The organism is Oleiphilus sp. HI0080, from assembly GCF_001635135.1.
Genome location: NZ_LWFU01000917.1, coordinates 1 through 778, shown reverse-complemented (window position 1 = coordinate 778; position 778 = coordinate 1). Strand labels below are relative to the sequence as shown.

The 778-nt window shown below is 50.1% G+C and carries 1 protein-coding gene; it reads right to left on the bottom strand.

What is annotated here, in order from left to right; all coding sequences use genetic code 11:
• Positions 1-778: sigma-E factor regulatory protein RseB domain-containing protein (locus tag A3751_RS17995; protein ID WP_068458408.1), on the bottom strand; the 778-nt coding region annotated here is incomplete at both ends.

The following is a 778-nucleotide window of genomic DNA, read 5'->3' as shown; positions in this document are numbered from 1 at the left end:
CGCGCCAACGATCGATGCGCCCTCGGGTAGCTCCTGTTTACCTTTAAGTTCGACAAACACCGTGTAATTCGCCAGGCCATCGGAGAACAAAATGACATTGCCATTCGTCGTAGATGATTCAACTTGCATAAAACCTGGTGGAATGAACTCTGCCTCCCATGCGAGCCTTTCCGGCCACCGAAGATCTTTCTCGCTCATCGGAAGAGAGTGATGTGAAACGGCCTCATCATCAAGATCGAAAGCGAATTCTTCGTCGCGCGTCTCGGTAGGCAACTCTAGTTGCGTAAACTGGAAACTTTCTAGCGCCTGCCCTTTTAAACCGATCACTTGCGATTTGAGCAACAAACCTGAACGCTGATCTAGCCACAAATGGTAGCTATAGCGGAGTGCATCTTTCGCACTAATTTCGAGCTTCACCGCAGATCGATCAACAACACGCTCATAGCCTTGCTTATGAACAAAATAGTATTTGTGCCCTGGCATAAACCCTTCAAACGCGGCACTCACAGGGTTTTCAAATTCTTTTTTATCGAGCTGAACCAGCCTCTGCCCATTAATCAGGCACATCACCTCGCTACCTCGACGCAGAATTTCACCCATTGCTCCGTCTAACTGGGTGAGGCGCTCCTGCTCCTGTCCCTGATAGTATCGATGCACTACCCTCATGGAGCTGCTCATCTTACCGCGTGAAAACATAAACACGCCGCGATAAGACTCATTGGTTGCCGCAGCGCGCATTTTGCTTATCCACTCTCCAGCGTCATCGCCATCCGCTCGG